Source organism: Pseudoxanthomonas sp. 68-E7, from assembly GCF_057773145.1.
Map to the genome: position 1 here is coordinate 1 of NZ_JBYMTI010000003.1, position 25,821 is coordinate 25,821.

The 25,821-nt window shown below is 68.5% G+C and carries 26 protein-coding genes; 16 read left to right on the plus strand and 10 right to left on the minus strand.

Annotated features, from left to right (window positions below; all coding sequences use genetic code 11):
• Positions 1-301: 301 nt before the first annotated feature.
• Positions 302-829, plus strand: coding sequence for an IS1595 family transposase (locus AC3DE2_RS08120; protein WP_488425253.1), 528 nt, complete (start codon positions 302-304; stop codon positions 827-829).
• A 181-nt stretch (positions 830-1,010) separates the two neighbouring features.
• Here AC3DE2_RS08120 and AC3DE2_RS08125 read toward each other — a convergent pair whose 3' ends face one another.
• From AC3DE2_RS08125 to AC3DE2_RS08135, 3 genes are all read right to left on the minus strand, one after another.
• Positions 1,011-1,550, minus strand: a complete 540-nt coding sequence (locus tag AC3DE2_RS08125) for a DUF924 family protein (RefSeq protein ID WP_488425782.1) — start codon at positions 1,548-1,550, stop codon at positions 1,011-1,013.
• A gap of 100 nt (positions 1,551-1,650) precedes the next feature.
• Entirely contained in the window at positions 1,651-2,196 is a 546-nt protein-coding gene (locus tag AC3DE2_RS08130) for a GNAT family N-acetyltransferase (RefSeq protein ID WP_295379051.1), read from the minus strand.
• The gene (locus tag AC3DE2_RS08135) at positions 2,193-2,969 is read right to left on the minus strand and encodes an AMP nucleosidase (protein WP_295379054.1); all 777 of its coding nucleotides are present in this window, start codon (positions 2,967-2,969) and stop codon (positions 2,193-2,195) included. The genes AC3DE2_RS08130 and AC3DE2_RS08135 overlap by 4 nt, the downstream gene beginning before the upstream one ends.
• Positions 2,970-3,080: 111 nt before the next feature.
• Here AC3DE2_RS08135 and AC3DE2_RS08140 point away from each other — a divergent pair, with 111 nt between their 5' ends.
• From AC3DE2_RS08140 to AC3DE2_RS08150, 3 genes are all read left to right on the plus strand, one after another.
• On the plus strand, positions 3,081-4,502 hold the full coding sequence (locus AC3DE2_RS08140) for an amidohydrolase (protein ID WP_488425783.1): 1,422 nt from the start codon (positions 3,081-3,083) through the stop codon (positions 4,500-4,502).
• Positions 4,499-5,767 (plus strand): amidohydrolase family protein, encoded by a 1,269-nt coding sequence (locus tag AC3DE2_RS08145; RefSeq protein ID WP_488425784.1) that lies wholly within the window; start codon positions 4,499-4,501, stop codon positions 5,765-5,767. Before AC3DE2_RS08140 ends, AC3DE2_RS08145 begins: the two co-directional genes overlap by 4 nt.
• A gap of 102 nt (positions 5,768-5,869) precedes the next feature.
• Positions 5,870-6,262, plus strand: coding sequence for a DUF1761 domain-containing protein (locus tag AC3DE2_RS08150; RefSeq protein ID WP_295379060.1), 393 nt, complete (start codon positions 5,870-5,872; stop codon positions 6,260-6,262).
• Positions 6,263-6,296: 34 nt separating this feature from the next.
• On the opposite strand, the gene AC3DE2_RS08155 is transcribed toward AC3DE2_RS08150, so the two are convergent.
• Positions 6,297-8,015, minus strand: a complete 1,719-nt coding sequence (locus AC3DE2_RS08155; protein WP_488425785.1) for a sensor domain-containing diguanylate cyclase — start codon at positions 8,013-8,015, stop codon at positions 6,297-6,299.
• Positions 8,016-8,277: 262 nt separating this feature from the next.
• On the opposite strand from AC3DE2_RS08155, the gene AC3DE2_RS08160 reads away from it, so the two are divergent.
• Both AC3DE2_RS08160 and AC3DE2_RS08165 read left to right on the plus strand, forming a co-directional pair.
• Positions 8,278-9,225, plus strand: a complete 948-nt coding sequence (locus tag AC3DE2_RS08160) for a DegV family protein (protein ID WP_295379066.1) — start codon at positions 8,278-8,280, stop codon at positions 9,223-9,225.
• A gap of 75 nt (positions 9,226-9,300) precedes the next feature.
• Positions 9,301-9,645, plus strand: coding sequence for a hypothetical protein (locus AC3DE2_RS08165; RefSeq protein ID WP_295379068.1), 345 nt, complete (start codon positions 9,301-9,303; stop codon positions 9,643-9,645).
• A gap of 60 nt (positions 9,646-9,705) precedes the next feature.
• Here the strand turns inward: AC3DE2_RS08165 and fghA are convergent, their stop codons facing one another.
• The 3 genes from fghA to AC3DE2_RS08180 all read right to left on the minus strand — a co-directional run bounded on the left by fghA (position 9,706) and on the right by AC3DE2_RS08180 (position 12,025).
• The gene (fghA, locus tag AC3DE2_RS08170) at positions 9,706-10,536 is read right to left on the minus strand and encodes an S-formylglutathione hydrolase (RefSeq protein ID WP_488425786.1); all 831 of its coding nucleotides are present in this window, start codon (positions 10,534-10,536) and stop codon (positions 9,706-9,708) included.
• A 24-nt stretch (positions 10,537-10,560) separates the two neighbouring features.
• Positions 10,561-11,670 carry an S-(hydroxymethyl)glutathione dehydrogenase/class III alcohol dehydrogenase gene (locus AC3DE2_RS08175; protein WP_488425787.1) on the minus strand — a complete coding sequence of 370 codons (1,110 nt, stop codon included), beginning with the start codon at positions 11,668-11,670 and terminating at the stop codon, positions 10,561-10,563.
• A gap of 79 nt (positions 11,671-11,749) precedes the next feature.
• Entirely contained in the window at positions 11,750-12,025 is a 276-nt protein-coding gene (locus tag AC3DE2_RS08180) for a metal/formaldehyde-sensitive transcriptional repressor (protein ID WP_295379074.1), read from the minus strand.
• 244 nt (positions 12,026-12,269) lie between these two features.
• Between AC3DE2_RS08180 and AC3DE2_RS08185 the strand changes: the two genes are divergently transcribed.
• From AC3DE2_RS08185 to AC3DE2_RS08195, 3 genes are all read left to right on the plus strand, one after another.
• Entirely contained in the window at positions 12,270-13,580 is a 1,311-nt protein-coding gene (locus tag AC3DE2_RS08185; protein WP_488425788.1) for an alpha/beta fold hydrolase, read from the plus strand.
• Positions 13,581-13,704: 124 nt separating this feature from the next.
• Positions 13,705-14,895, plus strand: a complete 1,191-nt coding sequence (locus tag AC3DE2_RS08190) for a helix-turn-helix domain-containing protein (protein ID WP_488425789.1) — start codon at positions 13,705-13,707, stop codon at positions 14,893-14,895.
• Positions 14,896-14,984: 89 nt separating this feature from the next.
• On the plus strand, positions 14,985-16,673 hold the full coding sequence (locus tag AC3DE2_RS08195; RefSeq protein ID WP_488425790.1) for a serine hydrolase domain-containing protein: 1,689 nt from the start codon (positions 14,985-14,987) through the stop codon (positions 16,671-16,673).
• A 27-nt stretch (positions 16,674-16,700) separates the two neighbouring features.
• On the opposite strand, the gene AC3DE2_RS08200 is transcribed toward AC3DE2_RS08195, so the two are convergent.
• On the minus strand, positions 16,701-18,065 hold the full coding sequence (locus tag AC3DE2_RS08200) for a glutamate--cysteine ligase (RefSeq protein WP_488425791.1): 1,365 nt from the start codon (positions 18,063-18,065) through the stop codon (positions 16,701-16,703).
• Between the two features lie 180 nt (positions 18,066-18,245).
• Here AC3DE2_RS08200 and AC3DE2_RS08205 point away from each other — a divergent pair, with 180 nt between their 5' ends.
• The 3 genes from AC3DE2_RS08205 to AC3DE2_RS08215 all read left to right on the plus strand — a co-directional run bounded on the left by AC3DE2_RS08205 (position 18,246) and on the right by AC3DE2_RS08215 (position 20,906).
• A complete protein-coding gene (locus AC3DE2_RS08205) occupies positions 18,246-18,962 on the plus strand; it encodes a VIT1/CCC1 transporter family protein (protein WP_295379016.1) in 717 nt (238 codons plus the stop codon).
• Between the two features lie 16 nt (positions 18,963-18,978).
• A complete protein-coding gene (locus AC3DE2_RS08210) occupies positions 18,979-19,812 on the plus strand; it encodes a helix-turn-helix transcriptional regulator (protein WP_488425792.1) in 834 nt (277 codons plus the stop codon).
• Between the two features lie 107 nt (positions 19,813-19,919).
• Positions 19,920-20,906 carry an MBL fold metallo-hydrolase gene (locus AC3DE2_RS08215; RefSeq protein WP_488425793.1) on the plus strand — a complete coding sequence of 329 codons (987 nt, stop codon included), beginning with the start codon at positions 19,920-19,922 and terminating at the stop codon, positions 20,904-20,906.
• Positions 20,907-20,922: 16 nt separating this feature from the next.
• Here AC3DE2_RS08215 and yihA read toward each other — a convergent pair whose 3' ends face one another.
• Positions 20,923-21,525 carry a ribosome biogenesis GTP-binding protein YihA/YsxC gene (gene yihA, locus AC3DE2_RS08220; protein WP_295379010.1) on the minus strand — a complete coding sequence of 201 codons (603 nt, stop codon included), beginning with the start codon at positions 21,523-21,525 and terminating at the stop codon, positions 20,923-20,925.
• Between the two features lie 151 nt (positions 21,526-21,676).
• On the opposite strand from yihA, the gene AC3DE2_RS08225 reads away from it, so the two are divergent.
• The 4 genes from AC3DE2_RS08225 (at position 21,677) to AC3DE2_RS08240 (ending at position 24,965) form a co-directional block, all read left to right on the plus strand.
• On the plus strand, positions 21,677-22,468 hold the full coding sequence (locus AC3DE2_RS08225) for a c-type cytochrome (RefSeq protein ID WP_295379007.1): 792 nt from the start codon (positions 21,677-21,679) through the stop codon (positions 22,466-22,468).
• A 100-nt stretch (positions 22,469-22,568) separates the two neighbouring features.
• Positions 22,569-23,222, plus strand: coding sequence for a thiol:disulfide interchange protein DsbA/DsbL (locus AC3DE2_RS08230; protein WP_488425794.1), 654 nt, complete (start codon positions 22,569-22,571; stop codon positions 23,220-23,222).
• Between the two features lie 110 nt (positions 23,223-23,332).
• Complete coding sequence (locus tag AC3DE2_RS08235; RefSeq protein ID WP_488425795.1) at positions 23,333-24,166, plus strand: thiol:disulfide interchange protein DsbA/DsbL; 834 nt, start codon at positions 23,333-23,335, stop codon at positions 24,164-24,166.
• A gap of 28 nt (positions 24,167-24,194) precedes the next feature.
• Positions 24,195-24,965, plus strand: coding sequence for an endonuclease/exonuclease/phosphatase family protein (locus AC3DE2_RS08240; protein ID WP_488425797.1), 771 nt, complete (start codon positions 24,195-24,197; stop codon positions 24,963-24,965).
• A gap of 27 nt (positions 24,966-24,992) precedes the next feature.
• Here the strand turns inward: AC3DE2_RS08240 and AC3DE2_RS08245 are convergent, their stop codons facing one another.
• A complete protein-coding gene (locus AC3DE2_RS08245) occupies positions 24,993-25,793 on the minus strand; it encodes a sulfite exporter TauE/SafE family protein (protein WP_295379000.1) in 801 nt (266 codons plus the stop codon).
• Positions 25,794-25,821: the final 28 nt, after the last annotated feature.

The window sequence follows — 25,821 nt, forward strand, 5'->3', positions numbered from 1 at the left end:
TTTTTGGTAATTCCCAAGCAAACCGGACCAAATCTGAGAGGATTTGGTCATGAAGCAATGTCCTGCTTGCGCTGGTAGCCGGCACTACAGCCTGTCGGATGGACGACTCAAGTGCCGCGCCTGCGGCAAGCGCTTCACGTGGACGTCAGTGTGGGATTCGGTGCGCTTGCCGGGCGCCAGCAAACAGCGCCTGCTGGAGTTGTTCGTCCTCGGGGTGCCGTCCTATCGGCAACGTTTCCGCAGTGATACCACGGCCGCCACACGTGAGCGGTTCTACCGCCTGGCGCGCGCGTGCTGCGCAATGGCCGAGCAACTGCGGGAACCATTCGAGGGTGCACTGGAACTGGACGAAACCACGTTTGGCGGCGCCAGGAAGGGCAAACGCGGCTGGGGTTCTGCTGGCAAGGTGATCGTCTTCGGACTGATCAAGCGCAACGGCCAGGTCAAGGCGATGCCGATCGCCGCTCATGACCAGGCTTCGGTCATGCAACAGATCGATGCGCACAGTCGGGAAGGCTCGCTGTACTACACGGACGAGTGGCAAGCCTATGCCACCTTACGCTTGCGGGGCGAGCATGTGATGATCCGCAAGGAGAAGGGGCGACCGGTCGGACGTGACCACATCAACGGCATCGAGGGCTTCTGGAGCTATGCCAAGAACTGGTTGTATCCCTACCGGGGCGTGCCCTCCCAATACTTCCATCTGTACCTGGCCGAAGTTTGCTACCGCTTCAACCATCGCGAGCGGGACCTTAAACCCTTGCTTTTCAGGCTTTTGAAGACCACTTCAATCCAGGAACTACGGCCCATTCTGGTCCGGAAAGCTTAGGAATTACCCTTTTTTTTCCGCGGGTGCCTACCGCCGTCCCCGATCCGGATTCCGGCCGGACGCCCCCTTCCCCCGCATGCGGGGGAAGGGGCCCGAAGAGCCTGCCCCGGACCTGATCCGGGGGCGGATGGGGGCGGCCCGGGTACGAACAAACCACTTCTTTTGCCAGGAACCGTCGGCCCTATCCGCTGAAACCACCCTCGGCCAGGTAGGCCAGTTCGGCGTCGGTGGAGTCGCGTCCCAGCGCCGGATTGCGGTGCGGGAAGCGGCCGAAGCGGGCGATGATGTCGTAGTGCAACTGTGCGTAGCGGATGTAGTTGGCGTCGCCGGTGGCGTTGAACAGATCCAGCGCGCGCTGCTGATCGGCCAGTGCTTCCGAATGCTCGAACGGCATGTAGAAGAAGATCCGCAGCGCGGGATCGATCTGTCGATCGAAGCCGGCATCCACCGCACGCGCCGCGTAGTGCCGCGCCAACCCGTCGGTGGCGTAGGAATGCGCGCTGCCACGGAAGCAGTTGCGCGGGAATTGATCCAGCAGCAGGACCAGCGCCAGCGCGCCCTGCGCATCGGCCAGCCAGTCTTCCCGCTCGCGGCGGGCGGCCAGGAAATGCAGCTCGCGGAACGTATCGTGGAAGCGCGTATCGAATGCCTCGTCGCGCGCGAACCATTTTTCATAGCCGGCGTCGCGCCAGAACTCGACCACGCGGAATGCGTCGCTCATCTCAAAAGTCTCCCTTCTTGTCCGGCGGCAAGGCTAACCCGTGCGACGCAAAGGTGGCGCATCGGCGGCCACACGCAGCGTTCCGCCGCTGGCCCATCGCTCAGGCCAGCGACAACGCCAGCAGCTGATCGTCGTACTCGCGCCCGCCGACCTGGAACCGGCGCTCGCCGACAGGCAGGTAGCCCGCCTTGCGATAGAACGCGATGGCCGCATGGTTGTGCGCGTAGACGCCGAGCAGCAGGCGCGGCGCGCCCAGCGCGATCGCCTCGTCGATGGCCGCGCGCATCAGCGCCGCGCCGATGCCATGGCCCTGGAAGCGGTGCAATAGATAGATGCGCTTGACCTCGCGATCACCGGGCTGGGGATCGGAGACCGGCAGGGCCGCCGGCGACAGCACCAGGTAGCCCACCGGCGCGGCGCCGGGTTCGACCTCGGCCAGCCAGATGCGCAGTCCGGGGTCGACCAGCCAGCGCGCGTAGAGCGTCGCGGCGTGCTGGTCCTGGCAATGACCCAGGATGTCCGCGCCTTCCAGCACGCCGGCGAAGGTTTCCAGGAAGCTGGCCGCGCCGACCGCGGCCAGCGCCTGCTCGTCGCCCGGCCCGGCGCGCCGGATCCGGATCACCGGCCGTTCCGTCGCCTGGCTCATTCGTCGAACCTCAGGTGCCGGACCGACTTGCCGTTGCGGCGGATCAGCTTCAGCGCCTCGATGCCGACGGTGATGTGGTTCTGCACGTATTCGGAACTGACCTTGGCGTCGGAGGCTTCGGTCTTGACCCCTTCCGGGATCATCGGCTGATCCGAGACCAGCAGCAGCGCGCCACACGGAATGCGGTTGGCGAAGCCGGCCGCGAACACCGTCGCGGTCTCCATGTCGATGGCCATGCAGCGCATCACCCGCAGGCGCTCCTTGAAGGCATCGTCGTGTTCCCATACCCGGCGGTTGGTGGTGTAGACGGTGCCGGTCCAGTAGTCGTGGCCAAGATCGCGGATCATCGTGGACACCGCGCGCTGCAGCGCGAAGGCCGGAAGTGCCGGCACCTCCGGCGGCAGGTAGTCGTTGCTGGTGCCCTCGCCGCGGATGGCCGCGATCGGCAGCACCAGATCACCCAGCTGGTTCTTCTTCTTCAGACCGCCGCACTTGCCCAGGAACAGCACCGCCTTGGGCATGATCGCCGACAGCAGATCCATCATCGTCGCCGCGTTGGGACTGCCCATGCCGAAGTTGATCATGGTGATGCCGTCGGCGGTGGCGCTGGCCATCGGCCGATCCAGGCCGACGATGGGCGCGCCGGTCAGCTGCGAGAACGTGTTGAGGTAGCCGCCGAAATTGGTCAGCAGGATGTGTTCGCCGAATTGGTCCAGCGGCACGCCGGTATAGCGCGGCAGCCAGTTGTCGACGATCTCGTTCTTGTCCTTCATGGGCGTCCTCGTTCTCGTTGTTATCAGGGCATTCTCGCACGCACGGCCTCCCGCACTTGGCAAGCCGGCGCGCGCCGGGTTAGGGTCCAGCCACCTTCCGGGGAAAACACCATGCGACTGACCTTGATGGCCGGGATCGGCCTGGCTTTGCTCTGCACCACGGTCCAGGCGGCGACGCCGGCCGCGCGCTTCATCCAAGATCCCTATCCCAGCACCTACCGCGCGATCGCGTCCGGCCCGGTGCTGATCGAGCACGCCACCGTGCTGACCGGCACCGGCGAACGCCTGGACGACGCCGACGTGCTGGTCCAGGACGGCCGCATCGCCGCGGTCGGGCGCGGCTTGGAGGCGCCCGAGGGCGCCACCCGCGTGGATGCGCGCGGCAAGTGGGTCACCCCCGGCATCATCGATGTGCATTCGCACCTGGGCGTGTATCCCAGCCCCGGCGCGCGCGCGCACCAGGATGGCAACGAGATGACCGGTTCGGTCACCGCCAACGTCTGGGCCGAGCACTCGGTGTGGCCGCAGGATCCCGGTTTCCATGCCGCGCTGGCCGGCGGCGTCACCACCCTGCAGGTGCTGCCGGGATCGGCCAATCTGGTCGGTGGCCGCGGCGTCACCCTCAAGAACGTCTCCGCCACCACCTACCAGGGCATGAAATTCCCCGGTGCGCCATGGGGCCTGAAGATGGCCTGCGGCGAGAATCCCAAGCGCGTGTACGGCGGCAAGGGCGTGCCGCCGATGACCCGGATGGGCAACGTGGCCGGTTACCGCGCCGCCTTCATCGATGCGGCCGAGTACCTGAAGAAGAACGCGCCCAAGGAATCGGAGCCGAAGAAGAAGCGCTGGTGGCAGCGCGACGAGGGCGAAGGCCAGGACAGCAGCGGCGACAGTGGCGGCAAGCGCGATCTGAAGCTGGACACCCTTGCCGGTGCCATCCACGGCGACATCCTGGTGCACATCCATTGCTACCGCGCCGACGAGATGGCGACCATGCTCGATCTCGCCAAGGAGTTCGGCTTCAAGGTGGCCGCGTTCCACCACGGCGTGGAAGCCTACAAGCTGGCCGACCGGCTGGCCGCCGAAGGCGTCTGCGGCGCATTGTGGGCCGACTGGTGGGGCTTCAAGATGGAAGCCTTCGACGGCATCCAGGAGAACATCGCGCTGGTGGATCGTCCCGCCAACAGTTGCGCGATCGTGCACTCGGATTCGGACGAGGGCATCCAGCGCCTCAACCAGGAAGCGGCCAAGGTGATCGCCAGCGCACGCCGCGCCGGCATGGGCGACATCACGCCCGAACACGCGATCCGCTGGCTCACCGCCAATCCGGCCAAGGCACTCGGGGTGGCCGGACAGACCGGCACCCTGGAGGCGGGGAAGATGGGCGACGTGGTGATCTGGAACCAGAATCCCTTCAGCGTCTACGCGCAGGCCGAACAGGTCTACATCGATGGCGCGCGCGTGTACGACCGCCACGACCGGAGCCGCCAGCCCGTCTCGGACTTCCTGCTCGGCCAGGAGGTGGCACGATGAGCCGCCGTCTGCTGGGACGCCTGTGCCTGCTGGCCGCCGCCGTCGCGGTGGTGCCGGCCTTCGCGCAGGACGTGCTGATCCGCAACGCCACCGTGCATACCGCCGCCGCGCAGGGCACGCTGAAGAATGCCGACGTGCTGATCCACAACGGCGTGATCCAGTCCGTCGGCGCCGGCCTGGCCGCGCCCGCGGGCGTGGAGGTGATCGACGCCGGCGGCAAGCCGCTGACGCCCGCGTTCTTCGCCGGCATCACCGAGATCGGCGTGGAGGAGGTGTCCGGCGAGCAGGCCACCGACGACAGTTCGGTCTCGCTGGGCAACCTGCAGCCGATGCGCCCCGAGTTCGACGTCACCCTGGCCTACAACCCGGCCTCGATCCTGGTGCCGGTCGCGCGCGTGGAGGGCCTCGGCTTCACCCTGCTGGGCGCCGGCACCGGCGCGTCCTTCATCGCCGGCCAGGGCGGGGTGATGCGGCTGGATGGCAGTGCCGATCCGGTCGGTCCGCGCGCGCTGTTCATCCGCCTCGGCGGCGGCGCGTCCGGCCTGAGCGGCAACTCGCGCGCCGCGCAGTGGATGCTGCTGGATCAACTGGTCGCCGAAGCCCGCGGCCGCGTTCCCGCCGACTCGCCGCACGCCCTGCTGACCCCGGCCGGTCGCGCCACGCTGGCCAGATACCTGGCCGGCAACGGCCGCCTGGTGATCGGCGTCAACCGCGCCGCCGACATCCGCCAGTTGCTGCGCTGGTCGAAGAAGGAAAACGTGCGCATCGCGATCTCCGGCGCCGCCGAGGCCTGGAAGGTCGCGGCGGAGCTGGCGCAGGCAAAGGTGCCGGTGTTCGTCGACGGACTGGCCGCGCTGCCGTCGGACTTCGATCAGATCGGCGCCACCCTGGAGAACGCCAAGCGCCTGGACGCGGCTGGTGTCAGCGTGGGTTTCACCCAGTCCGGCGACGCCTCCCACAACGCGCGCAAGATCCGCCAGCACGCCGGCAACGCGGTCGCCAACGGCCTGCCCTGGGAACAGGGCCTGGCGGGATTGACCCGGGTGCCGGCGCAGGCGCTCGGCGTTGACGATCGGCTGGGCAGCATCGCGCCGGGCAAACTGGCCGATCTGGTGCTGTGGAGCGGCGACCCGCTGGACGTGATCAACACCGCCGAACGGATCTGGCTGGGCGGCAAGGCCATGCCGATGCGCTCGCGCCAGACCGAACTGCGGGATCGCTACCTGCGCGACAGCGGCACCCTGCCGCGAGCCTACAGCCGCTGAGGGAAACCCGGGCTGCGCACCGCGCGGGCCGGATCGCTTCCGCTGTGCACGCATCGCCGCCAGGCCTACACTGGCGGCGTCATCCAACCGGGGGAGCGGCGCATGGGACAGATCAACTTTCTGGCGGTGCTGGCCGCCGCGGCATCGGCCTTCCTGCTGGGAGGGCTGTGGTATGGCCCGCTGTTCAAGCAGGCCTGGTGCCGCGAGGCGGGCGTGGATCCGGACGCCTCCAACGGCCACCCGGCGCGGATCTTCGGCGGTGCGTTCGTGCTGAGCCTGATCGCGGCGGGCGCGTTCGCGTATTTCCTCGGCCCCCGTCCCGCACCGGCGACCGCGATTGCCACCGGCGCGATGGCCGGTGTGTGCTGGGTCGCGGCCAGCTTCGGCATCAACTACCTGTTCGCAGGCCGCTCGCTGAAACTGTGGCTGATCGACGGCGGCTACCACACCCTGCAATTCACCCTGTATGGCGTGATCCTGGGTCTCTGGCATTGAGTGCGGAAACCCGAGACGTGGCGGGCGCGCCGGCTCAGGTGTCGGTATCGGCAACCCAGCGGGTGGTCATCGGCGCCGGGCCGACTCCGGCCGCGTCTTCGACCACGACCTGATTACCGCCGGCGCGCTTGGCGCGATACATCGCCTCGTCGGCCCGCTTGATCAGGCTGGCGACGGTGTCCTCGGCGGTGCATTCGGCCACGCCGATGCTGACGGTCAGGTCGACCTCGATCCCGTCCACCCGCGCGCAACGGCGTTCGATCTTCAGGCGCACCCGCTCGGCCAAGGCCGCGGCCGCCACGCCGTCCACGCCGGTCAGCACCAGCACGAACTCCTCGCCCCCCAGCCGGCCCAACTGGTCGCCGTACTGGAATTCCTCGCTGATCACCCGGGTCACCGCGCGCAGGCAGTGATCGCCGAAGGCATGCCCATGGCGATCGTTGATCTGCTTGAACACGTCCAGATCGATGAACAGCAGCGACAGCGGAATGTGTTCACGCCGCCGTTCGAGGATGGCCCAGTCCAGCCGGTACTCGATGCCGCCGCGATTGAGCACGCCGGTCAGCGCATCGCGCTCGGCGTGTTCCTTGGCGGTATCGCGCTCGCGCCGGAAGGTAAGCATGCGATCGGCCAGGCCCAGCGCCATCACCACCGAGGCGTAGCCCAGGACGAAGGGATAGCCATAATCGAGCCAATCCTCGACCGGCATGCCCAAACTGATCTGCACCGCCCGCCAGGTGCCGAACACCATCAGCGGCACCCAGGCGGCGAGGAAGTAGGCCGCGTGGCGGCTGCCCTTGCGCCAGGCCAGGGCGAGGCTGAGCACGCTCAGCGCATGGGTCAGCAGGAACAGGACGTTGCCGACATCGGGAAACCATTCCTTGCGCGCCGGCCACGGCAGCAACAGGGCCATCAGCGCCACCGCCGGCAGGCGGATGCCCGACCAGCGCAGCCAGCGGGTCAGCCGCGGGGTCTGCTGGCGCAGATCCGCGTACTCGATCATCAAGGTGGTGGTGAGCATGGTCGCCAGGGTGGCGATGTACCAGATGCCCACGGCGCCGAAATGCCAAAGCACGCGCACGCCCGGCAGCGCATAGGCTTCTCCGTAGGAGCACAGCACGTACAGCATCTGCGCCAGCATGCTGCCGGCATACAGCAGGTACACCCGCTCGCGCAGCATCACCCAGAACAGCAGCACGGTCAGCGACACGCCCAGCGCCACGCCCATCGCCATCATCAACAGCCGGGTGTGGTGGAGATCGGAAGCCGCATGCTCCGCGCGCGATTCGACCCGCACATGCAGCGGATAGCGCGCATCCTCCACTTTCACGTAGATCGGATCATCGCCCCGCAACGGAAACACCAGGGCATGCCGCGAATAGCGCGGATCCAGATCCGGATCGAACAGGCGATGGCTCACCGGCGTGCCACCGGGCCGGGTCAACACGGTGACCCGCGCGCTGTACGGGTGGTAGACCACCAGCAAGGGAGATTCGAGACCGTCGGCCGGCTGCAGCCGCCATTCGCCATTGCCCAGCACATGCGGGCCGGGCATGGGCGCGAAGTCCGTGCTTCCGGTTCGGCCGTCGCGGACTTGGAACTCCCGCTCGGAAAACAGGCCGGCGCTCTGGTCGGCCTGCTGCGCGGCAACCACGGGCAGGATCCGATCGACGCGCACGATGCCGCTCTCCTGCGCCACCACCGGCTGCGTCAGCACCGTCCCCAGCAGAATCCACCACCACCCCAGTCTCATGCCGCTCCCTTCCTGCGGGCGGAAGTGTGGGGCGCGGGTTCCGGGGGCCACAAGAGGAAATACGCTTATTTTGTGATGGCAATCACACTAATATTTGGCTATATATCGCTAGCGAACTGAGCCGTAATCCCCGTTTCTGGCGTGACGAACCCCGCTTTATGGCGTTCCCCCGTACATTACCGCTTCCGGGACGCGACGCCGCCGATAGCTTGCGCTAGCGTGCCGGACATTACAGATGCGACCGCTGCCGGGAGGGGCAAAGATGCGCATTGGAATCGTCGTCGACTCCGCCTGTGATCTGCCACAGGATTTTCTCCAGAACAACAACATCATCCTGCTGCCGATCACCGTGCGTATCGGCGATGCGGTGTTGACCGATCACCGCGACGAGGAAGCCACCCTGAGCTTCCTCCATGCGCACGTGGCCACGCGCGGCCACGAGGCCGAGACCACGCCGTTCTCGGTCGCCCAGATCCGGGATCTGTTCCTGGGCAAGCTGGTGATGGACTACGACCACGTGTTCTGCCTGACCATCACCCGCACCCGCAGTCCGATCCACGACAACGCGATGCAGGCCAGCTTCGCCATCCTCAACGACTACAAGCCGGTGCGCCAGGCCGCCGGGTTCAACTCGCCGTTCGCGCTGCGGGTGATCGACACCCAGAACCTGTTCGCCGCCCAGGGCGTCACCGCGGTGGAGGCGGTGCGCATGCGCGCGGCCGGCGCCAGCGTGCAGCAGATCCGGGTACGCCTGGAGGAACTGGCCAACCACACCCATGGCTACATGATTCCCCGCGATCTCTATTATCTGCGTGCCCGCGCACGCACCAAGGGCGATCGCAGCGTGGGCCTGCTCAGCGCCGCGTTGGGCAGCGCGCTGGACATCAAGCCGGTGCTGCACGGTCATGCCGGCAACACCGAGCCGGTCGCCAAGATCAAGGGATTCGAGAACGCGGTGGAACAGTTGTTCCGCTTCACCAGCCACCGGGTGATGGACGGCCTGATGACCCCCACCGTCTGCCTGGGCTATGGCGGCGAGTTGTCCGAGATGCGCGCGTTGCCCGGCTACCAGCGCCTGCGCGACGTCTGCGCCAACCACAACGTCGAGGTGTTCGAGAGCGTGATGAGCCTGACCGGCATGGTCAACGTCGGCAAGGGCGCGATGGTGGTGGGATTCGCCTCCGAGCCGCACGTGTTCAAGCCGGCTTAAGCCAGCACGGCCGCCGTAACGGACAGATAACACTCCGTATCGCTAACCTTAGCCACCCAAGGACGAGAGGCTTGTATGGCCGTGCGTTACTACATCAGCCTGCCGGATCCCGACCGCGCCCGCGGCGGCGATCCCGCACTCAGTTTCACCGCCCATGGCGCCGATGAATTCGCGGCGCAGTTGCAGGCCGCGCTGCAGAGCGACGGCTTGTTCCAGCGCTGGCGGCTGCAACAGGATGACCCCGACGACGTCGATCCCGGGCTGGGCCTGACCGATCCCGGTGCCCGCGTTTCCGGCCAGCAGGACGATCTGCGGATCGTGCTGGTGGCGACCACCTCGATTCCCGGCCAGGTCCTGAAGCATCGCCTGCGCCTGCTGTCCGGCAGCGCCTGGGAACTGCGCGACGTCTCGGCCGCCTGAGCGCGGCCGGTCCAGGCCCGGCGGGTATCCCGCCGGTTGGCTCGGGCCGCCTGGCCGCCCTCAGCCCCGCAAGGCCGCCGCGTGGTGGGCGATGTGCTCGCCGATGAAGCTGGCCATGAAGTAATAGCTGTGATCGTAGCCGGGGCGCAGCTGCAATCGCAGCGGATGGCCGGTCCGCTCGCAGGCCTCGCGCAGCCACTCCGGTTTCAGCTGGCTGTCCAGGAATTCGTCCGCCTCGCCCTGTTCGATCAACAACGGCAGGCGCTCGCCCGCGGTGGCCACCAGTTCACTGGCATCCCACGCCTTCCAGGCCTCGCGGTCGGCTCCCAGGTAGGCGGAGAAGGCCTTCTCGCCCCACGGCACCCGCATCGGCGCGACGATCGGCGAGAATGCCGACACGCTGCGATAACGGCCCGGATTCTTCAGCGCCACGATCAACGCGCCGTGTCCACCCATCGAATGTCCGCTGACGGCACGCGCCTCGTTCGCCGGGAAGTTCGCCTCGATCAGCACCGGCAGTTCGTCGACGACATAGTCGTACATGCGGTAGTGGGACGACCACGGAGACTGCGTGGCATTGAGGTAGAAGCCCGCCCCCTTGCCGAGGTCATAGCCATCCGCGTCGGCGACGTCATCGCCGCGCGGGCTGGTGTCCGGCGCCACCAGGATCACGCCGTGCTCGGCCGCGTAGCGCTGCGCGCCGGCCTTGGTGATGAAGTTCTGCTCGGTGCAGGTCAGGCCGGACAGCCAGTACAACACCGGCAGACGCCGCGCCTTCGCCTGCGGCGGCAGGTAGACCGCGAAGCGCATGTCGCAGTCCAGCACGGCCGAGCGGTGTACCCAGACTTCCTGCGTGCCGCCGAAGCAGGCGCGTTGTTCGATGCGTTGCATGTGTCCGGTTCCCCGCGCGGGCGATCAGTAGTGGACCACCGAACGGATCGACTTGCCTTCGTGCATCAGGTCGAAGGCTTCGTTGATCCCGTCCAGGTCCATGGTATGGGTGACGAACGGCGCGAGTTCGATATCACCCTTCATCGCATCCTCGACCATGCCCGGCAGCTGGCTGCGGCCCTTCACGCCACCGAAGGCGGTGCCCATCCACTTGCGGCCGGTGACCAGTTGGAACGGACGGGTGGAAATTTCCTGGCCCGCGCCGGCCACGCCGATGATCACCGACTGGCCCCAACCACGATGCGCGCATTCCAGCGCGGCACGCATCACGTTGACGTTGCCGATGCACTCGAAGCTGTGGTCCACGCCCCAGCCGGTCATCTCGACGATCACCTGCTGGATCGGCTTGTCGAAATCCTTCGGGTTGATGCAGTCGGTGGCGCCGAATTCGCGCGCCAGCTCGAACTTGGACGGGTTGGTGTCGATCGCGATGACGCGGCCGGCCTTGGCCTGGCGCGCGCCCTGGATCACCGCCAGGCCGATGCCGCCGAGCCCGAACACCGCGACCGAATCGCCGGCCTGCACCTTGGCGGTGTTGTGCACCGCGCCTATCCCGGTGGTCACGCCGCAGCCGAGCAGGCAGACGTGCTCCGGATTGGCCTCCGGATTGATCTTCGCCAGCGAGACTTCGGCCACCACGGTGTACTCGCTGAAAGTCGAGCAGCCCATGTAGTGATGGATCGGTTCGCCGTTGTAGCTGAAGCGGCTGGTGCCGTCGGGCATCACGCCCTTGCCCTGGGTCGCGCGCACCGACACGCACAGGTTGGTCTTGCCGCTCTTGCAGAACAGGCACTCGCCGCACTCGGCGGTATACAGCGGAATCACGTGGTCGCCCGGCTTGACGCTGGTCACGCCCTCGCCCACTTCCACCACGATGCCGGCGCCCTCATGGCCCAGCACCACCGGGAACAGGCCTTCCGGATCATCGCCGGACAGGGTGAACGCATCGGTGTGGCAGACACCGGTGTGGGTGATCCTGATCAGCACTTCGCCCTTCTGCGGCGGGGCGACGTCGATCTCGACGATTTCCAGCGGCTTGCCGGGGGCGAAGGCGACGGCGGCACGGCTTTTCATGGGGATTCTCCTGCGTGATTCCTGGGATGACGACAAGGCGGCGCGAAAGCGACCGCGACAAGGGGTGCCGCGAGGGCGTTTATTTCAGATAGGAACGCACCAGTCCGGCCATCTCGCGGACCCGGGCCTGGCGCTGCGCGTCGGACCTGGCCGGCTGGCCGAACTCCTCGCGGATGTGGGCTTCCATCACTTCCGACATCAGCCCGTTGACCGCGCCACGGATGGCGGCGATCTGCTGCAGCACCGCGCCGCAGTCCACGCCGGCTTCCAGCGCGCGCTCCAGCGCCTCGGTCTGCCCGCGGATGCGGCGCACCCGGGCCAGTACCCGCTTCTTCTCGATCTCGGTGTGGGGCATGGCGCCTCCTATCCAATACTGGGGTATGGTATCCGAGCTGGCGCGATCATTGAAACCACGGGTCCGGATCCCGCGGACAGCCTCATCTCAGTTGACAGGCGTGGCCGTCGTCCGCGGGCGCGATTTCGCCCCGTCGGACTTTTGCCCCGGTCGAGCCCACCCTCCGCGCGACGATTTCTCCCGTCACCGCATCCTTGATCGTCAGGAAGCGCCGCCGTGGACCGCGACGATGAAAGGCCCGCCCATGCCATCCCGCACCGCCGTTCCCGTTGCCCTCCATCGCATGCTGTCCCGCATCGCGATCGTCGCCTGCCTGCTATCGGCGCCGTCCGGCGCATCCGGCGCGCAGGATGCGCACGTCGTTCCGATGGGCGGCGAAGTGACGGTGCCGCTGGATCACCGGGCGCCCGCGGGACCTTCCGCGTCCCTGCGCTATGAACTGGGCGCGGCGTTCGACGCCGCCAAGCCGACCGTCTTCGTCATCGCCGACGCCCAGCAGTTCTACGTGCGCGCCGACGCGATGCCGGCCTTGCAGGCGTCGCTGTTCGGCGACGGCTTCAACGTCGTGGGGATCCCAGGACGGGCCACGACCCCCGCGTTCCTCCGCGCCAGCCAAGATGCCGACGGGCGCACGGACTGGCGCGCCGCCTGGCATGTCTTCAACAGCGCGCAATGGGTGGAGGACATCGAGGCCGTGCGGCGGCAGCTGCTCGGCGAACATGGCAAGGTGCTGCTGTATGGACGCTCCGGCGGCGCATTCCTGATCCATCAGTATCTGGCGCTCCACGGCGAACATGTGGAACGCGCCTGGACCCAGGCGCCGCTCAACCCGTACATCGCCGCCCGGCTGGGCCTGCGCTCGGATCATTTCTGGGAAGAGATCGGCGCCTACGATCCGGCATCGCAGGAGCTGCTCCGGCAGGCCCTGGCGCGGGCGCCCGGCGAACGCGCGCGATGGCTGCGGATCCTGCAACGGCAGAATTTCTTCGTGCCGCTGGCACGGCGCGACGAGGAACGCGCCCGGCTGATCCGCGCGATGGCCGCCGGTGACACCGCCGTCATCGAAGCGGCCGGCAAGGCCTACCAGGTGGACGAGGTCGCGCGCATGATGGCCGCGCCGGAAGGCGTGGCGATCCTGGTCCGCCTGTACGAGTTCGAGGCGCCGTTCATCACGCGCGCGCGACCGGGGAACGACGGCATCCACCCGGGGGAGGAAACCTTCCGCGACCAGGTGCGCCCCCTGCGGCGGCTGGCGGAACAGGGCCTCATCGCGCCCGTCGCGTTCGATCCCGCACCCCTGCATCGTCTCGATGCCGAGGTATTGGTGCTCGCGGGCCGGCACGATCACACCGCCGACTACCGCGCGTCGATCGCGCTGTCCGCCCTCTACCCGCGGGGATACCTGTTCATCGCCGACGACACCCATGTGTTCGAGGCGATGAACCGGCGGGGGCATGCCACCCGGCTGCTGCGCGCGTTCCTGGCGCACGGCGCCGGCTCGGCCGCGTACCGCGCCGTCGAGTCGGCCGCCGAGGCGCTGCGCTGGCGCGAATGAAGCGGGTTCCCTGCGGTGCCGGATGACGCGGCGGTTGACGCGCCCATGACGGTCGCCGCTTCCATCCGCGGGGTCTGCCGTGCTTGTCTATGCGCATCCGTTTCAGCACCGTTCCCACGCCACGATGGAGTCGCCGTTCCTTCCCGCACTCGGCCTGTTGACCACCTGCCTGTGCGCGCTGATGGCGGCGTTCCTGTGGCTCACTCCGGGGCCGCTGGCGCGGGCCAACCGCTATCTGGCCGGTTTCCTGCTGCTGACCGCGGTGGACGTGATCGGCTGGGCGTCCCCGCTGCTGCCCGACCCGCTGCCGGCCCTGCTGCCCTGGCGGACACCGCTGGCCTTCCTGCAGATGCCATTTCTGCACGCTTACGTGGTCGCCCTGTGTTTCCCCGCGCGACGACCCCGTGGGCATCTGCTGGCGGGCGTGATCACCGTGCTGGCGGCATCGGCCATGCATGCCGGCTTGCCGGCATTCGCGGGTGACGCCGCCCTCGTGGCTTTCCGGCGTGTGGAGAGCGCGCTGCTCCACCTGCAGTACTACGCCTACATGGCGCTGATGGCGCGCGTGCTGCTGGCCTATCGGCGCGCCTATCGCGACCATTGCTCCAATCCCGACAGCGCCACCTTCGCTTGGCTGGTCACCCTGTTGTCGGTCTCGCTGTTCGCCAGCACCTTCGTGCTGCTGAAATCGCTGGCCTGGTGGAGTGGGCAGGTCACGCTCTACCGGACACTGGACCCGCTGGTGGCGGCGATCGCCGCGCTCATCACCACGGCCCTGACCCTGACCGCGCTGACCCGCCAGCACCTGTTCCTGGGCGTCGTCACCGAGGCCGACACGCCGTCGCCGGAAGACGCGACACCCCCCGCCATCCCGCCGGTCGTCGCGGCCCAGGCGCCGGGCCCGGTCCCCGAGGAAGCGTCGCTGGCCCACGACCCGGCCGCGCTCGCCCGGCTCGCCGCGTTCATGAGCGAACACGAACCCTTCCTCGATCCGTCCCTGACCATCCGCGGCCTGTCCCGGCGGCTGGGCTGGGGCCAGCGCGAGCTTTCGCAGCTCATCAACCAGGCGTTGGGCATGCACTTCTTCGACTTCGTGAATCGCTACCGGGTGCGGAAGGCGGCGGCGCTGCTGCGGGATCCGGCCCTGGCCGATCTGACCGTGCTGGAAATCGCCCACCGCTCCGGTTTCAACACCAAGTCCTCCTTCAACACCGCCTTCCATCGCCACCAGGGCACCACGCCCAGCGCCTACCGCCGACAGGAAGACGAGGACGCACGGGCAAGCCGCGCTCCCCTGTCCCGGGCGGACGGATAGGAACGAATCCGCGTCCGACTTCGCGAAATCGGTCGATGGCCGGTGCCGGGGCGGCGCATCCTGCCGCTCCCTCGCCCAAGGAGCACGCGATGCGCCGTCTTTTCTTCCTGTCCCTGCTGGCCTTGCTGGCACTGGTGCCGCACCGCGCGCAGGCGCAGTCCACACTCCCGGAACCGGCCTCGCCGGCCGCCGCCGTGCAGGCGCTGCTGGCGCGCTGGGATCGCCCCGGCCTGCCCGGCGCGGCGGTCTCGATCACCCTGGATGGACAGGTGGTGCAACAGGCGCAGGCCGGCGCCGCCGACCTGGAGCAGGGCACGCCCATCACCGCGGAGTCGGTCTTCCACATCGCCTCGGTGTCCAAGCAGTTCACCGCCTTCGCGATCCTGCTGCTGGAACAGGACGGCAAGCTGTCCATCGACGACCCGCTCTCGCGTTACCTGCCGGAAGCCACCCGCTGGCCGCCGATGACCCTGCGGCAGTTGCTGGACCACACGGCCGGCGTGCGCGATTTCGGCACCCTGATGCCCGCCGCCGGCTGGCGCGACGAGGACCTGCTCACCGACGAGCAGGTCCTGCGGGTGGTGCTGCGCCAGCGCGGCGGCAACTTCGCGCCGGGGACCGCCTACCAGTACAACAACACCGACTACGCGCTGCTGGGCGAGATCGTGCGGCGGGTATCCGGCAAGTCGCTGCGGGTGTTCTGCGACGAGCGCATCTTCCAGCCGCTCGGCATGCGCGACACCCGCTTCGACGATGAGATTGGCACCTTCGTGCCGCACCGGGTCCCCTCCTGGCAGTCCTCCGGGAAGGGGTACGTCCGCGCCGTGCTGAGCAGCACCACCACCGGCTCGACCGGCCTGCTCACCACCGCCGCCGATCTCAGCCGCTGGGCGCTGAACTTCGAGACCCATACCGTCGGCAACGCCGCGCTGTTCGCGCGCATGCAGGAACAGGGCCGGCTGGCCGACGGCACGGTCAACTTCTACGCGCTCGGCCAGGAGCGCCACGCCTGGCGCGGACTGGACACCTGGAGCCATGGCGGCCGCGACGCGGGCTACCGCGCGTTCCTGCTGCGCGTGCCCGGCGAGCGCTTCAGCGTGGCGGTGGTGGCCAACGCCAACAACGTCGACACTTCCGAAATCGCCTACGGCATCGCCGAGCACTACCTGTCGCATCGTCCCGGCTACCGCGCACCGGCGCCGGACAGCAGCCGGCCGAGCCCCCGGCAGCTGGCAAGCTACGCGGGCGACTACGAGTTGTTCCCGGGCTACTTCTTCCGTGTCGGCACGGACGGCCGCCAGCTGCTGCTGTCGACCCTGGATGATGCCAAGCCCACCGCGTTGCCGACGCTGTCGGCACGCCGTTTCCTGCTCAGCGATGCGTTCAACCAGGTGCTGGAATTTCCGGAGGACGCGCGGAACCCGCCGGATCGGCTGCACTTCGTCATCGGCCAGTACGGCCGCATCGACGCCCTGCGGGTGAAGCTGGCGGCGTTCGATCCCGCCAGCGCGCGTGCCGACGAATTCATCGGCCGCTACCACAGCGATGAACTGGACACGGACTATGTGCTGACGGGCGAGGACGGCCAACTGCGCCTCCATCACCCACGCTGGCCAACCGCCACGCTGCGCCCCTACCAGCGCGATCTGTTCCGCAGCTCGGCGTGGTTCCTGCAGAAGATCGCGTTCCGGCGCGACGACGCCGGGCGGGTGACCGGTTTCCTGCTGTCGGGCCCGGTCGCGGAGAACATCGTCTTCGAACGGGTCGCCGATCACTGAATCAATCGGCAATCCGGAAAACGGGCTTCAGTAGGCGAACTCGCGGAACACCGGATCCACGCTGCCGTTCCATTCGGTCTGGAACAGCTTGAGCTTGCGCTCGGCCGGGGTCTCGTTGGACTCGACGATCTCGATCAGCGCGTCGAGGAAGCCGCTTTCGTCCACGCCCTTGCTGTTCAGGCGCGCGCGGCGGCGCAGGCCGGCCACGGCGATCTTCAGCGCCTCGGCGGCGACGTCGCGCACCGTGCCGCCGCGGAACGGCAGCTTCAGCGCGTGCTTCGGCACGCCGTCGCGCAGGGCGTGGCGCTCTTCGAGGCTGAAGTCCTTGACCAGGTCCCAGGCCGCGTCCAGCGCCGCGTCGTCGTACAGCAGGCCGACCCAGAACGCCGGCAGCGCGCACAGCCGATTCCACGGGCCGCCATCGGCGCCACGCATTTCCAGGAACTTCTTCAGGCGCACTTCGGGAAACGCGGTGGTCATGTGATCCGACCAGTCGCGCAACGTCGGCAGTTCCCCCGGCAGCACCGGCAGCTCGCCCCTGAGGAAGTCGCGGAAACTCTGTCCGCTGGCGTCATGGTAGATGCCGTCGCGGTAGCTGAAGTACATCGGCACGTCGAGCAGGTAATCGACGTAGCGCTCGTAGCCGAAGCCATCCTCGAACACGAAGTCGAGCATGCCGGTGCGATCCGGATCGGTATCGGTCCAGATATGCGAGCGGTAGCTCTGGTAACCGTTCGGCTTGCCTTCGGTGAACGGTGAATCGGCGAACAGCGCGGTGGCGATCGGCTGCAGCGCCAGCGACACGCGGAACTTCTTCACCATGTCCGCTTCGCTGGCGTAGTCCAGGTTGACCTGGACGGTGCAGGTGCGGGTCATCATGTCCAGGCCGAGCGAGCCGACCTTCGGCATGTACGCCTTCATGATCTTGTAGCGGCCCTTGGGCATCCACGGCATCTCGTCGCGCCGCCATTTGGGCTGGAAACCCATGCCGAGGAAACCCAATCGCAGTTCGTCGGCGACTTCCTTGACTTCCTTCAGGTGGGTGCCGACTTCGACGCAGGTCTGGTGGATGGTTTCCAGCGCCGCGCCGGAAAGCTCCAGTTGTCCCGCCGGTTCCAGCGTCACCGAAGCGCCATCGCGGGTCAGCGCGATCACCCGGTCCTTCTCCTCGACCGCTTCCCAGCCGAAACGGACCAGTCCCTTCAGCAGCGCCTCGATGCCGCGATCGCCATCGAACTCCGGCGGACGCAGATCGTCCAGGCGGAAACCGAACTTCTCGTGCTCGGTGCCGATGCGCCAGTCGGCGCGCGCCTTCTCGCCGCTGGCGACGTACTGCACGAGCTGCGTGCGATCGGTGACGAGCGTATCGGCGACGTGGCTGGGGCTGGACAAAGGCGGGCTCGCACGGCTGGGGAACGACGATGTGGGGCTGCGGCGCAGGCGCCACAAGGGCGGCAATATAGCGTGCCGCCCGTCCCCGCATCATCGCCACCGCCCACATCGCAGTGTTCCGCGCCTGTGCTGGCCGCCCCGGGCTCGACCCCGCGTGGTGCGGACGCTACCCTGCCCGGCATGCCGCGCCATCGCCCACCTCCGACCAGTCGCCATCCCGAACTGCACCGCACCAACCGGGTCGGCTGGTTGCGCGCGGCGGTGCTGGGCGCCAATGACGGCATCGTCTCGGTGGCCGGCATCGTGGTCGGCGTGGCCGCCAGCGGCGCGACTTCCGAGACCATCCTGCTGACCGGCGTGGCCGGCGTGGTCGCCGGCGCGATGTCGATGGCCGCCGGCGAATATGTGTCAGTTCAATCACAGGCAGACACCGAGGCGGCGGATCTGGCGATCGAGAAGCGCGAACTGCGCGCCGCCCCCGACCTGGAACTTGCCGAGCTCACCCAGATCTACGTGCAACGCGGACTCGAACCCGCGCTCGCGCGCCAGGTTGCCGAACAGCTCACCGCCCACGATGCGCTGGCCGCGCACGCGCGCGACGAACTCGGCCTCACCGAGGAACTGCGCGCGCGCCCGCTGCAGGCGGCGCTCGCCTCGGCGGCCGCGTTCACCGTCGGCGCGGCATTGCCGATCGCCGCTTCGGTGCTGGCCCCGGTGAACCGGGTGGTCGCCGTGACCACCGCGGTCACCCTCGTCGGCCTGCTGATCTCGGGTGGCCTCGCCGCGCGGATCGGCGGCGCGCCGGTGCTGCGCGGCGCGTGGCGCGTCGGCTTCTGGGGCGCGGCGGCGATGGCCGCGGCGGCGCTGGTGGGCAGGCTGTTCAACGTCTCGGTCTGAATCACCCGCATTCCGGATGAACGCACCGCAGGATCCCCGTTCGCTGCTGCTCGCCCGCCTGGGTTCGCTGATCGACTGCACCCGTGCCGAAGGCTATGCCTGCATCACCGCGCGCCATGAGCACGGTGCGCATGCGGTCGACATCGATCATCCCTGCATCGCGATCGTCCTGCGCGGGCGCAAGCAGGCGCGCACGCATGCGCAGGCACTCGAATTCATGCCGGGCGATCTGTTCCTGATCGCGCGCCGCTGCCGCATGGACGTGGTCAACATTCCCGATCCCGACGGCGGCCTCTATCTGACCGTCACCATCCCGCTGTGCGAGGAAGTGCTCGCCGCCGCCCGCCTGCTGTGGACCGAACCGGTCACCGGCCAGGGCGACGATCTCGCGCGCCTGGACAGCGCCGAATTCGCATTCGATCTGCAACGCTGGCTGGCCGCGCTGCAGGCCGGCCAGTACATCGAGGCGCGGCTGGCGCTGGCCGCGCTGACGGTGGCGCTGTGCCGTCGCGGCCATACCACCCTGCTGGTGCCGCCGCCGCCCAGCCTGGCGATGCGGATCCGCGATCTGATCCGCGCCGATCCCGCGCGCGACTGGCAGTCCCGGCTCGTCGAAACCGCGCTGGGCGTGAGCGGCGCCACCCTGCGCCGGCGCCTGGCCGCCGAAGGCACCGGCCTGCGCGAGGTAATCGCGGCGGCCCGGCTGGCCTGCGCGATGGATCTGCTCTACACCACCCACTGGCCGGTGAAGACGGTGGCCGCGCGGGTCGGCTATCGCTCCGTCGCCAGCTTCAGCCGCCGCTTCAGCGCGCGCTACGGCCTGGATCCGGCCCGCATCGGCAACGCCTGAGCCCCGCGCGAACGTGAGCGTTTGACGCCGTGGATTGAGCGTTGCGCTCGATCGCGCCTGTCTACGATGACGGCTCCGCGGCGGTGCCGCGTCCTTCCCGAACCCTCATGTCTTTCGCGCCTCTTCGTTCCTTCTCCCTGGCCGCGCTGATGGCGCTGGCGCCCGTGGCCCTGCCCGCCGTCGCGCAGACCGCCCCCACCCGCCAAGTCGCGGGCGTCCATCACCAGGCGATTGGCGACCTTCGCGTCACCGCGTTGTTCGACGGCCTCGTGCCGTTGGCGCGCGCCGAGCTGTCCGGCATCGACGAGGCCGGCAAACAAGCGCTGCTGGCCTCGCGCCACGTTCCGGAAACCGCGCAGGGCCTGCAGACCGCGGTCAACGCCTACCTGGTGCAGCGCGGCGACGTGCTGACCCTGGTGGATGCCGGCACCGCGCGCTGCTTCGGTCCGGGCCTGGGCCACGTGCTGGAGAACCTGCGCAGCGCCGGCTACACGCCCGAACAGGTCGACCAGGTGCTGATCACCCACGCGCATCCGGATCACCTGTGCGGCCTGCTCGATGCGCAGGGCCGCGAGGCGTTCCCGAAGGCGACGGTGTGGCTGGCGCGCGCGGACGCCGACTACTGGCTGGATCCGGCCACCGAAACCCGTGCCGACACGCGGGCCATGTTCCGCCCGCTGTTCAAGATGGCGCGCGATGCGGTGGCGCCCTACCGGGCGGCGGGGCGGCTGCGGCTGTTCACCGACGGCGAGCGCCTGCCCGAAGGCGTGCGCGGCCTGGCTTCACCCGGCCACACGCCCGGCCATACCTCGTTCCTCTTCGACGCCGGTGCCGGCCAGGCATTGCTGGTCTGGGGCGACATCGTCCACTACCACGCGGTGCAGTTCGCCCGCCCGGATGCCTCGTTCGAGGCCGATCTGGATCGCGGCCAGGCGATCGCCAGCCGCCGCGCGCTCATGGCGCAGGTGGCCGATGGCGGCTGGTGGCTGGCCGGCGCGCATCTGCCGTTTCCCGGCCTGGGCCATGTCCGCCGCGACGACGACGCCTTCGCCTGGGTGCCCGCCGAATTCTCGCCGCTGCCGGGCGAGCAGTAAGCGCGCTGGCGGTTGCTCAGGCGAGCTCCAGCCAGTCCGTCACCACCTGGCGCGCCTCGTCCACGCCCTGCTTGGACTCGGACGAGAACACCTGCACGCCCACGCTGTCGCCGAAGGCGGAGAACAATTCCTTCTTCACCGCCTGCAGGGTCTGCGACTGCTGGCCACGGCCGAGCTTGTCGGCCTTGGTCAGCAGCGCGTGCGCCGGCAGCCCGCGCTGGACCGCGTAGCCCAGCATCTGCCGGTCGTAGTCCTTGAGGGGGTGGCGGATGTCCATCACCACCACCAGCCCCTTGAGCGCCTCGCGGCGCTGGAAGTAGTCCTGGATGAAGGCCTGCCAGTGCGCCTGCAGCTCCTGCGGCACCTTGGCGTAACCGTAACCGGGCAGATCGACCAGGTGGCGATCCGGCCGGACCTCGAAAAACACCAGTTGCTGGGTCCGGCCGGGCGTCTTGGACACCCGGGCCAGCGCGTTGTGGCGGGTCAGCGCGTTCAGCGCGCTGGACTTGCCGGCGTTGGAGCGCCCGGCAAAGGCCACTTCGCGGCCGACATCGGCCGGAAGCTGGCGGAAATTGTGCGCCGAGAGCAGGTATCGGGCGGAATTGAGCAGGTTCGACATGCCACTAGGATGGCATGGGCGGGGGCCGATCGCGGCCAGCTTCGCCCCGCTGACAGGGCCGAATTGACCGCGGAGCCCCCCCGCAGGGATAATTCCGGGGTTTCGCGGCTGCCATGGGGCACCGCTTCTTGAGGTTTTTCGGAGCTTTAGCATGCGCCACGCTCGCGTTTGGGGACTTGCTGGACTGGCCATTGCGGCCGTTGGGGCGGTTGCCTATGCACAGACCACCGTCGTACCGGTACCGGACAATGCCCCGGTGCAGACCGCCTCGCTGGATATCGACCTGACCAAGACCACCTGGGGTGACGCCAAGGCCGGCCAGACCAAGGCCGCCGCCTGCGCCGCCTGCCATGGCGCCGACGGCAACCCGACCGATCCGCAGTACCCGCGCATCGCCGGCCAGAGCGAGCGCTACATTTCCCGCCAGCTGGCGCTGTTCGCCGATGGCCAGCGCACCGGCGGCCTGGCCGCGGTGATGGTGCCGTTCGCCCAGACCCTGAGCGCGCAGGACATGCGCGACGTCGGCGCCTACTTCGCCACCCAGAAGGCCGGTGCCGGCCTGGCTGACGATTCGGTCGTCGCCGAGGGCACCTACAAGGACATGAAGTTCTACGAAATCGGCCAGAAGCTGTATCGCTCCGGCGATGCCAGCCGCGGCGTCCCGGCGTGCATGGCGTGCCACGGCCCCACCGGCGCCGGCAACCCGGGTCCGGCCTATCCCCACGTGGGCGGCCAGCAGCAGGCCTACGTGGTGCGTCGCCTGCAGGAATACCAGGCCGGCACGACCACCGAGAAGGATCCGACCCACTTCAACACCATGGCACAGGTCGTGCACTCGCTGACCGAGCAGGAAATCCAGGCGCTGGGCAGCTACCTGCAGGGCCTGCACGACCGTGCCGACGACGAAGCCGCCGCGAAGACCACGACTGCCAAGAAGTCGTGAACTTCGCCGCTTCGCCGCGGTCCTGATTCACAGCTCCTGTTCATTGCGCCGGCCCCACCATGGCCGGCGTTTCTTTTTCCAGCGCCCGCGGAGGAAACACATGAAGACCCGCCCGACCCTGCGCCTGATGTTGACGGCGTTGTTCTCGCTGCTGCCGATGCTGGCGCTGGCCGCCGACGCGCCCGCGCCGAAGGAAGGCGTGGACTACGAGGTCATCCCGGACGGCAAGCCCTTCGCGCCGGTCAAGGGCAAGGTCGAAGTGGCGGAAGTGTTCTCCTACGCCTGCGTCCACTGCGCCCATTTCGAACCCAGCCTGCAGGCCTGGAAGCGCAAGCAGGGTCCGGGCGTACAGGTGGTGCAGGTGCCGGCGGCGCTGTCCTCCTCCTGGATTCCCTACGCCCGCGCCTACTACGCGGCCGAGCTGAGCGGCGTGCTGGGCAAGACCCACGCCGCCGTGTTCGATGCCCTGCACAAGGACGGCGCGCTGCCCCTGCATAACGTCTCGGCGGACGAACTGGTCGCGTTCTACGCCGGCTACGGCGTGGACCGGACGCGCTTCAACACCCTGCTGCGCGGCCCCGAAGTGGACGCCCGCCTGGAGAAGGCGCGCGCGTTCGCCATCGCCAGCGGCGTGCGCGGCACCCCGACCCTGATCGTCAACGGCAAGTACCGCGTGACCGGCGGCGAGAGCTACGACGACGTGCTGCGCATCACCGATTGGCTGGTCGCGCGCGAACGCGGTACGCGCAAGTAAATCCATCGCGGACGATGGGTGACACCACTTCGCCCGCGGCAGAGAATGTGCAGTCCCTTCGCGGACGTCATCGTCCGCCCACGAACTTTTTCCATGCTGGAGTCAGTGCCATGAAACTTCGTCCGCTCCTGATGACGCTCGCCCTGCTGCCGCTGCTGGCGGCCTGCGGCCAGACCAACGCCCCCGGCGCGACCCCGCCGGCCACCGACGCCGCCCCGGCCACCGCGCCGGCTGCGGAAACACCGGCGGCACCGGCCACCGACGACGCCACACCTGCGGAAACCCCCACCGCGCCCGCGGAAGGCGCCGCGCCGGCGGCCACCGAAACCCCGGCTCCGGCGAACGCCGCCGTGCCGACCGCGCCCGCCGGTCCGGCACCGGTGGCCGGCGTCGACTACGACCTGATTCCCAATGGCCAGCCGTATGCGCCGCTCAACGGCAAGATCGAAGTGGTGGAAGTGTTCGGCTACGTCTGCCCCGCCTGCGCCAGCTTCCAGACCCAGATCATGCCGTGGCGCCGGACGCTGCCGGCCGACGTGCGCCTGACCTATGTCCCGGTCGCGTTCGGTCCAGAATGGCTGCCGTACGCGCAGGCCTACTACGCCGCCGAGAGCAAGGGCCTGGTCGAGCGCACCCATGACGCGGTGTTCACCAAGATCCACGCCGAGCGCAGCCTGCCGGGCGAAGGCAAGAAGCCGGATCCGGCCAAGGTCGCCGCGTTCTACGCCGGCTATGGCGTGGACGCCAAGGAATTCCTCGGCCTGATGAACAGCTTCGGCATCAATGCCAAGGTCAACCGCGGCAAGCAGTTCGCCATCCAGTCCGGCGTCAACAGCACGCCCAGCCTGGTGGTCAACGGCAAATACAAGGTGAAGGGTCGCAGCTTCGAGGACATGCTGCGCATCACCGATCACTTGATCGCGCAGGAACGCGCCGCCAAGTAAGCCGCAATCCCGACCGTTCCGCCTCTCCATGACGACAATGCCCGGCAAGCGCCGGCTGCGGGTGCTCAGCGCCAACATCCAGGCTGGCTCCAGCACCCGCCGCTACAGCGACTACGTGACCCGCAGCTGGTCGCACGCGCTGCCGGCCGGCAACAAGCGCGGCAGCCTCGACGTCATCGCGCAGTTGGCTGGCGAGCACGACATCGTCGGCCTGCAGGAAGCGGATCCCGGCAGCCTGCGCTCGGGTTTCACCAACCAGACCCACTATCTGGCCGAGCGCGCCGGTTTCGACTACTGGACCCACCAGCCCAACCGCAACGTCGGGCGGGTGGCGTCCAGCGCCAACGGCCTGTTGAGCCGGCTGGAGCCGGTCGAGGTTTCCGATCACGCGCTCCCCGGCCGCATCAGCGGCCGCGGCGTACTGGTGGCGCGTTTCGGCGATGGCGATGAAGGCCTGACCGTGGCGGTGGCCCATCTCTCGCTCGGCGCGAATTCCCGCCGCGCGCAACTGTCGTTCATCGCCGAACTGTTGTCGGATCATCCGCACGCGGTGCTGATGGGCGACTTCAACTGCATGCCCGACACGCCGGAAATGGACGTGCTGTACCGGCATACCCGGCTGCGCCCGCCGCAGCACCGGATTCCGACCTTCCCCAGCTGGCGCCCGCAGCGCGCCATCGATCACATCCTGATCAGCGAGGCGCTGGTGGCCGAGGACGCGCGCGCGGTTCCCGCCGCCAATTCGGATCACCTGGCCCTGGCAATGAGCATCGACGTTCCCGCCGAAGCCCTGCGTTGAGCGGCCGCATCCGCCCGCCGCCCGCGATCAGCCCGCGAGCAGGATGCTGATGCCCATCACCACCATGAAAATCGCGAACACCCGCTTCAGCGCGGTGCCGCCGATGGCGTGCGCCAGTCGTGTCCCCCAGGGCGCGGCCAGCACCGATGCCACCGCCACGCCGATCGCCGCGGGCAGGTACACGTAGCCGACCGCATGCTCGGGCAGCGCGCCGGCCGGCGCGTGCAAGGCATAGCCCAACGCGCTGCCGATGGCGATGGCCACGCCGCAGGCACTCGACGTTCCGACCGCGCGCACCGGCGTGACGCCCCGCCACACCAGCAACGGCACGGTCATGCTGCCGCCGCCGATGCCGACCACCGCCGACATCGCACCGATACCGGTGCCGGCCGCGGTCATCGGCCAGCCGCGAGGCGGCGCGGCGCTGTCGCCGGCCCCGCCCTTGCGGGTGCCGCCGAATGCCATCTGCGCGCCCGCGATCAGGCAATAGATCGCCACCACCCAGCGCAACACGTCGTCGTCCAGGTACACCGCCAGCCCGCTGCCCAGCCAACCGCCCAGCAACAGGCCCGGCACCATCCAGGCCACCGTCGGCCACATCACGCTGCCGCGCCGGTGGTGCGCGTACGCCGACGACGTCGCGGTCAGCACGATGCTGGCCAGGGAACTCGCCAACGCCGCGTGCATGGCCGCCTCCGCCGGGATGCCGAATCCGGGCAGCACCCACACCAGCGCCGCCACCAGCACCAGGCCGCCGCCAATGCCGAGCAGGCCGGCGAGTACGCCCGCCACCACGCCCAGCAGCGGGAATATCCAGAAATGATCCAAACGCAATCTCCTCACGCGCGCCACGCAC

Coding starts and splice junctions, on each gene's coding strand:
- AC3DE2_RS08185 (WP_488425788.1), top strand. CDS start 12,270: ATGCCATCCCGCACCGCCGTTCCCGTTGCCCTCCATCGCATGCTGTCC.
- AC3DE2_RS08190 (WP_488425789.1), top strand. CDS start 13,705: ATGGAGTCGCCGTTCCTTCCCGCACTCGGCCTGTTGACCACCTGCCTG.
- AC3DE2_RS08210 (WP_488425792.1), top strand. CDS start 18,979: ATGAACGCACCGCAGGATCCCCGTTCGCTGCTGCTCGCCCGCCTGGGT.
- AC3DE2_RS08140 (WP_488425783.1), top strand. CDS start 3,081: ATGCGACTGACCTTGATGGCCGGGATCGGCCTGGCTTTGCTCTGCACC.
- AC3DE2_RS08240 (WP_488425797.1), top strand. CDS start 24,195: ATGACGACAATGCCCGGCAAGCGCCGGCTGCGGGTGCTCAGCGCCAAC.
- AC3DE2_RS08155 (WP_488425785.1), bottom strand. CDS start 8,015: ATGAGACTGGGGTGGTGGTGGATTCTGCTGGGGACGGTGCTGACGCAG.
- AC3DE2_RS08150 (WP_295379060.1), top strand. CDS start 5,870: ATGGGACAGATCAACTTTCTGGCGGTGCTGGCCGCCGCGGCATCGGCC.
- fghA (WP_488425786.1), bottom strand. CDS start 10,536: ATGCAACGCATCGAACAACGCGCCTGCTTCGGCGGCACGCAGGAAGTC.
- AC3DE2_RS08160 (WP_295379066.1), top strand. CDS start 8,278: ATGCGCATTGGAATCGTCGTCGACTCCGCCTGTGATCTGCCACAGGAT.
- AC3DE2_RS08205 (WP_295379016.1), top strand. CDS start 18,246: ATGCCGCGCCATCGCCCACCTCCGACCAGTCGCCATCCCGAACTGCAC.
- AC3DE2_RS08180 (WP_295379074.1), bottom strand. CDS start 12,025: ATGCCCCACACCGAGATCGAGAAGAAGCGGGTACTGGCCCGGGTGCGC.
- AC3DE2_RS08195 (WP_488425790.1), top strand. CDS start 14,985: ATGCGCCGTCTTTTCTTCCTGTCCCTGCTGGCCTTGCTGGCACTGGTG.
- AC3DE2_RS08215 (WP_488425793.1), top strand. CDS start 19,920: ATGTCTTTCGCGCCTCTTCGTTCCTTCTCCCTGGCCGCGCTGATGGCG.
- yihA (WP_295379010.1), bottom strand. CDS start 21,525: ATGTCGAACCTGCTCAATTCCGCCCGATACCTGCTCTCGGCGCACAAT.
- AC3DE2_RS08125 (WP_488425782.1), bottom strand. CDS start 1,550: ATGAGCGACGCATTCCGCGTGGTCGAGTTCTGGCGCGACGCCGGCTAT.
- AC3DE2_RS08130 (WP_295379051.1), bottom strand. CDS start 2,196: ATGAGCCAGGCGACGGAACGGCCGGTGATCCGGATCCGGCGCGCCGGG.
- AC3DE2_RS08230 (WP_488425794.1), top strand. CDS start 22,569: ATGAAGACCCGCCCGACCCTGCGCCTGATGTTGACGGCGTTGTTCTCG.
- AC3DE2_RS08165 (WP_295379068.1), top strand. CDS start 9,301: ATGGCCGTGCGTTACTACATCAGCCTGCCGGATCCCGACCGCGCCCGC.
- AC3DE2_RS08120 (WP_488425253.1), top strand. CDS start 302: ATGGCCGAGCAACTGCGGGAACCATTCGAGGGTGCACTGGAACTGGAC.
- AC3DE2_RS08145 (WP_488425784.1), top strand. CDS start 4,499: ATGAGCCGCCGTCTGCTGGGACGCCTGTGCCTGCTGGCCGCCGCCGTC.
- AC3DE2_RS08135 (WP_295379054.1), bottom strand. CDS start 2,969: ATGAAGGACAAGAACGAGATCGTCGACAACTGGCTGCCGCGCTATACC.
- AC3DE2_RS08225 (WP_295379007.1), top strand. CDS start 21,677: ATGCGCCACGCTCGCGTTTGGGGACTTGCTGGACTGGCCATTGCGGCC.
- AC3DE2_RS08235 (WP_488425795.1), top strand. CDS start 23,333: ATGAAACTTCGTCCGCTCCTGATGACGCTCGCCCTGCTGCCGCTGCTG.
- AC3DE2_RS08175 (WP_488425787.1), bottom strand. CDS start 11,670: ATGAAAAGCCGTGCCGCCGTCGCCTTCGCCCCCGGCAAGCCGCTGGAA.